The sequence below is a fragment of the Streptomyces sp. PU-14G genome (assembly GCF_041028275.1).
In the GTDB taxonomy this organism is placed as follows: Bacteria; Actinomycetota; Actinomycetes; order Streptomycetales; family Streptomycetaceae; genus Streptomyces.
The window spans coordinates 1-5150 of the sequence record NZ_JASKYT010000441.1; the positions used below are offsets into that span (position 1 = coordinate 1).

Consider the following 5150-nt stretch of genomic DNA (forward strand, 5'->3'; position numbering starts at 1 on the left):
CTCCCCGTCCGCGTCCCCCGCACCCTCAGGACCCTCGGGAGAGCCCCGCCGGACACCGCAGCGGTCCCCGTCCACCGAACCCCGGCCGACCTCGTCGGGGCCGGAAGCGGGGCAGGGCACCACCGGGCAGGTCAAGGGTGCGACCGTACGCGGCGGCAGAGCCGTCTTCGAGATGGGCGCCGACTCCGCCACGCTGGTGTCCGCGACACCCGATCCCGGCTGGGAGATGAAGGTGTGGCACAACCAGGGCTACATCAGGGTGACGTTCACCTCCGGCGCGGCGTCCTCGTCGGTCTTCTGCCGCTGGGACGACGCCCGCCCGCGCATCGAGACGTTCGACGGCTGACCAGCGGAGTGCTGGAGCGGCCGTCCCACTGCCGCAGGTCTCAGCCGAACGTGCCCTCGGGCGGCGCTGGAGACGCCTTCGCCGTGGCGTCGGTGACCGCCCGCGCCCCGCCGGTGAAGGCGTCCAGCGAGCGGCCCGCCTCCACCCGCCCCGGATGGGGATCGCCCGCCGTGCGCCGGGTCAGCTCGGCGACGGGCAGCGGACCGTCGGCGGCCAGCAGCACGCTGTTGCCGAACCGGCGCCCGCGCAGCACCGCCGGGTCGGCGAGCACACACCGCTGGTCGAAGGCGGCGGCGCAGGTCGCGATCTGGGCACGCAGGTGGGCCAGTGGCGCGCCGTCTGCGATGTTCGCCGCGTACCAGCCGCCGGGCCGCAGCACGCGCCGCACCTCGTGCAGGAACTCGGCGCTGGTGAGGTGGGCGGGGGTGCGGGCGCCGCTGAAGACGTCGGCGATGACGAGGTCGGCCCACCCGGGCGGCAGCTTGGCCAGCCCCTCGCGCGCGTCGCCGCCGCGTACCCGGATCCGCCAGTCCTTCGCCAGGGGCAGGTGGGAGCGGACCAGCCGGGTCAAGGCCGGGTCCACCTCGATCACCTGCTGGGTGGAGCGGGGGCGGGTGGCGGCGAGGTAGCGGGCCAGCGTGAGCGCGCCGCCGCCCAGGTGCAGGGCGTGCACGGGGCGCGCCCGCGGGGCGAGGAGGTCGACGATGTGGCCGAGCCTGCGCTGGTACTCGAAGCCGAGGTGGGTGGGGTCGTCGAGGTCGACGTGCGACTGGGGTGCGTCGTGCAGCAGCAGGGACCAGGCGCGGGGGCGGTCCGGATCGGGCACCAGTGAGGCGGTGCCGCCGTCGACTTCCGCGACGACGGCGTCCCGTCCCCGTCGTTTCTCACCGCGTGCCATGCCCCCAGTATCCGCGACGGGCTCCACCGGTATCCGCCCGCCCACTGCGCGCCCGACGCGGTGGGCCCTCAGGAGCCGCCGGATATCGGGCCGTGTGATTTGTGTGGCGAAAAACGGCTCCCTCCGCCGACGGGTAATGCGTGGAGCCATGGCCAGGGCAGTCACCCACATGCGTGATTCCCTCGGACTCTCGACGGACGTGCCGAATCGTTTCTCCTGACGTGCCGCAAGGGGCGACGCCACTGCGCCGACCAGCACAAATATCATATTAAGAGCGAGGAATTATTGATTCCCCCATTCTTTCGCGACGATTCTTTTCCTGTCGCTCGAAAATCGGGTGAACGGCCATGCCGGCCGCGCGACACAAAGAAATGGAACACGCGAATGACGGTTCGTAATTCACTGGCTGTGCTGGGTACGAGCGCGCTGCTGGCGCTCGGAGTCGGTGGGGCGATGGCCCCCGCCGCGACGGCGTCCGCGCCGGCCGCACCGCAGACCGCGCAGGTGGCGGCGGACGCCCACTTCACGGCCAAGGACTCCCGCTCGGGCCGCACGACGAAGGGCGTCGCGCACAAGTCGGGCCGCTACGGCGCCGCCGCCCCGTCGAAGGCCGCGTCGCTGCGCTGCTGGAACGCCGGCATCTCGGGGCGGTACTTCGCCATCTCCTGCTCGGGCAACGCCTACCGCGTGTTCGTCGACTGCTCGAACAGGGTCCGGTACGTCACCCCGGTGCTCTCCGGATCCAAGCGCGTGACCATGGCCTGCCCCGGCGGCACCCGCGCACTGCGGGGCGGAGCCTACGGCCGCTGACGGCCGGCAACCTCGGCTGAGGGCTCCGCGCGGCCCACCGGGACCACGCGAAGGCGACGGTGGCACGGCGGCGCCCTCAGCACTCCACGAAGACCGCATTCGCAGGACTCCACGAGCACCGCGCTTTCAGCGCCCCGCGAGCACCGCACCCTCAACGCTCCACGAGCACCGCGCCCTCAGCGCCCCGCGAGTACCGCACTCTCGACGCTCCACGAGCACCGCGCTCTCAGCACCCTGCGAACACCGCGCCGCGAGCCACCGTCAGAACCGGCTCGCGGCCTCGATCGTGCGGGCGGCCTCGCCCAGCGCCGCCCGCAGCTCCGCGGGCTCGGTCGCGTGCGCGTACGCCACGGAGGGCGGCACCAGCCACCCCGTGCCGGCCACGGGCGGTTCCCCCGCCGAGCTCGCCACGGCGCGGGCCTCTCGCACATACGTCTGCGTGCAGGCGCTTCCCGGCAGATCCCAGCAGTCCGCCGTCCCCGGCGGAACGAGAAACCCGAGGGTGTCCCCGGCGCGGTCGTGCAGCACGGGGCCGACCCCGTCCCGGAGCCTGAGGATGTCCGCCGCCTCCAGTCCGTGCCGCGCGGGAACGGTCACCAGGTCGCAGGGTTCGGGTACCGGTCCGGCGCCAGTAGTGCGGCTGCCTTCGCCACTGTCCGACAACTCAGACCCCTCCTCGCGGTCGCTGTGCATGGTCCAACGGCTGTTTTCGTCAACGGCTACGGCGGCGAACCAGCGCATTGGATGGCACTTCATGGCAGAAGCAGGGTGAGATATCCCGTTTGTAGCCAAACCCTCGGTGTCGGACCCGTCACAGCCGGTACGTTTCCGCCATGGCGTCGTCACCCTCAACGTCACCCCGACCGCAGCACACTCCCAACACCGCGTTCAGGGCGCTGAGGGGGCACCTCTCCCCCGGAGAGTTCGCGGCGAACGTGCGCCGTTCGGCACGCGAGATCGGCGAACAGGTCTCGTGCGACGCGCGGTACATCGGCCGCGTCGAGTCGGGTGAGATCAGGTGCCCCAACTACGCCTACGAGCGGGTGTTCCTGCACATGTTCCCCGGCACTTCGCTGGCGGACATGGGCTTCGCACCCCGGGAGTCCGTACGCGGTCGCGCGGCGCGCGCTCGTGGGGCGCACACCGCAGGAGATGCGCCCCACCGGTCCACCGCGCGCTGGGCCGACCTCGCCCACGGCCAACTCCCGCTGCACACCGACCATCCCGACAGCTCCGGTCTCATCGCATTCCCCAACTGTCCCGAGTACGACGAGGAGAGCGACGTGCTACGTCGCGCTTTCATGACGGGCGGACCCGCCGCCCTCGCCGCCGCCTCCCTCGGCGGCGGCGCGCCCCACGCCTGGTCCGCGGACCGCCCCACCACCACCGCGTACGCCGGGGAAGCCGAAGCGGGCGCCGTCGAGGAGGCCGTACGGCACATCCGGCTGCTGGACGACCGGCACGGCGGCGCCGGCCTCTACCACCGGGCCGCAGGACCTCTGCGCACCGCCTACGACCTGCTGGACGCGGGGACCCGCAGCCAGTCGGTCGCCGACCGGCTGCACGCGGGCGCGGGCGAACTCGCCCTCTCCGTCGGCTGGCTGGCCCACGACTCAGGACGCTACGCCGACGCCCGCTCCCACTACGCGGAGGCACTGGCCACCGCACGCGTCGCCTCGGACGCCGCACTGGAGGCACACGCCTTCTGCAACACGGCCTTCCTCGCCCGCGACGCGGGCCGCCCCCGCGAGGCGGTACGCGCCGCGCAGGCGGGCCAGCAGGCGGCCAAGAGCCTGGGCTCCCCCCACCTGCTGTCGCTGCTCGCGCTGCGCGAGGCCGGCGGCTGGGCGGGCCTGGGCGACACATCCGGCTGCCGGCAGGCACTCGTACGGGCCCAACGCCTGTTCGCACGGGGCGTCCGCGACGACGACCCCGAGTGGATGAGCTTCTTCGGTGAGGCGGAACTGGAGGGCCTGGAGGCGCAGTGCTGGTCGGCCCTGGGGGTGTGGGAGCGGGCGGCGGACCACGCCCAGCAGGCCGTACGCCTGCAGAAACCCCACTTCACCCGCAACCGCGCGCTGTTCACCGCGGAGTTGGCCGGCGACCTGGCCGCGCGCGGCGAGGCGGAGGAGGCGGCGGCGGCCGGATCGCGGGCGCTGGACTTCCTCGGGCCCGTCCAGTCCACCAGGATCAGCGCGATGCTCCAGGCGGCAGCCGACCGGCTGCGTGCGTTCCGCGCCGAGCCGGCCGTCGCGGACTTCCTCAGCCGCCAGGCGGCGGCGACGGCCTGAACGGCGGTCGCCCCGCGTCCCCTGTCACCGCCACAGCCAGCGGCCTCAGGGGTCAGTCGAGGTGGCCCGTGTCGTTCCAGCGCTCGACGGCGGGGTCGCCGTAGGCCCAGCCGAGAATCGACAGGGAGGCGGGGTCCAGCTTGAGACGGGCCGCGAAGGAAGGGGCGTAGCCCAGCCAGCGGGCGCCCAGGACGCGCAGGATGTGGCCGTGCGCGAAGACCAGCACGTCGCGGTCGGCCGAACGGGCCCAGCTCACCACCTCGTCGGCGCGCTCGCCCACCTCGGCCAGGGTCTCGCCGCCGGTGACGCCGTCCCGCCAGATGAACCAGTCCTCCCCCGCGCGCTCGCGGATCTGCTCGGAGGTGAGGCCCTCGTAGTCGCCGTAGTCCCACTCCATCAGCGCGTCCCAGCCGCGGGCGCCGTCGAAGCCCGCCAGCGTGCAGGTCTCACTGGCCCGGGAGAGCGGGCTGGTCCGCACCTCGACGCCGGGCAGCCCGTTCCAGGGAGCGCGGTGCAGCCGCTCGCCCAGCAGCTTGGCCATGCGGCGCCCCTCGTCCAGCAGCGGTATGTCCGTCCTGCCGGTGTGCTGCCCGGTCGTCGACCACTCGGTCTGACCGTGCCGGACGAGGAGGATACGCGCTGCCATGGGAACCTCTCGGACGTGACGTGCTGGAGCGTCCGACCGCCCGGAAAGTGACCGGGCGCCCGGAAGGCGGCGGCTGGCCGGGGGTCCGGAAACCGCGCCTCTTCCATCTTCGCGCAGCGCCCCGCCCGGCCGCCCGGCGGGGAGGGGACGGAAGGGAAG

At 73.2% G+C, this 5150-nt stretch carries 5 protein-coding genes and 1 pseudogene; 3 read left to right on the forward strand and 3 right to left on the reverse strand.

The window, feature by feature from the left end:
- Positions 1–346: pseudogene (locus AB8Z75_RS30975) on the forward strand (hypothetical protein); the annotation flags it as partial.
- Positions 347–386: 40 nt separating this feature from the next.
- On the opposite strand, the gene AB8Z75_RS30980 reads toward AB8Z75_RS30975, so the two are convergent.
- Positions 387–1244: a spermidine synthase gene (locus tag AB8Z75_RS30980; RefSeq protein WP_369207821.1), complete on the reverse strand. Its 858-nt coding sequence runs from the start codon at positions 1242–1244 to the stop codon at positions 387–389.
- 384 nt (positions 1245–1628) lie between these two features.
- Between AB8Z75_RS30980 and AB8Z75_RS30985 the strand changes: the two genes are divergently transcribed.
- The gene (locus AB8Z75_RS30985; RefSeq protein WP_369207823.1) at positions 1629–2054 is read left to right on the forward strand and encodes a hypothetical protein; all 426 of its coding nucleotides are present in this window, start codon (positions 1629–1631) and stop codon (positions 2052–2054) included.
- Between the two features lie 261 nt (positions 2055–2315).
- On the opposite strand, the gene AB8Z75_RS30990 is transcribed toward AB8Z75_RS30985, so the two are convergent.
- Complete coding sequence (locus AB8Z75_RS30990) at positions 2316–2795, reverse strand: hypothetical protein (RefSeq protein ID WP_369207829.1); 480 nt, start codon at positions 2793–2795, stop codon at positions 2316–2318.
- A 92-nt stretch (positions 2796–2887) separates the two neighbouring features.
- Here AB8Z75_RS30990 and AB8Z75_RS30995 point away from each other — a divergent pair, with 92 nt between their 5' ends.
- Complete coding sequence (locus AB8Z75_RS30995; protein WP_369207825.1) at positions 2888–4345, forward strand: tetratricopeptide repeat protein; 1458 nt, start codon at positions 2888–2890, stop codon at positions 4343–4345.
- Between the two features lie 52 nt (positions 4346–4397).
- Here AB8Z75_RS30995 and AB8Z75_RS31000 read toward each other — a convergent pair whose 3' ends face one another.
- On the reverse strand, positions 4398–4991 hold the full coding sequence (locus tag AB8Z75_RS31000; protein ID WP_369207827.1) for a histidine phosphatase family protein: 594 nt from the start codon (positions 4989–4991) through the stop codon (positions 4398–4400).
- Positions 4992–5150 lie beyond the last annotated feature (159 nt).

What these genes read in the sequence shown, in the direction of transcription:
- AB8Z75_RS30980 (WP_369207821.1), bottom strand. Translation starts at nt 1,244, where the DNA reads ATGGCACGCGGTGAGAAACGACGGGGACGGGACGCCGTCGTCGCGGAA.
- AB8Z75_RS31000 (WP_369207827.1), bottom strand. Translation starts at nt 4,991, where the DNA reads ATGGCAGCGCGTATCCTCCTCGTCCGGCACGGTCAGACCGAGTGGTCG.
- AB8Z75_RS30985 (WP_369207823.1), top strand. Translation starts at nt 1,629, where the DNA reads ATGACGGTTCGTAATTCACTGGCTGTGCTGGGTACGAGCGCGCTGCTG.
- AB8Z75_RS30995 (WP_369207825.1), top strand. Translation starts at nt 2,888, where the DNA reads ATGGCGTCGTCACCCTCAACGTCACCCCGACCGCAGCACACTCCCAAC.
- AB8Z75_RS30990 (WP_369207829.1), bottom strand. Translation starts at nt 2,795, where the DNA reads ATGCGCTGGTTCGCCGCCGTAGCCGTTGACGAAAACAGCCGTTGGACC.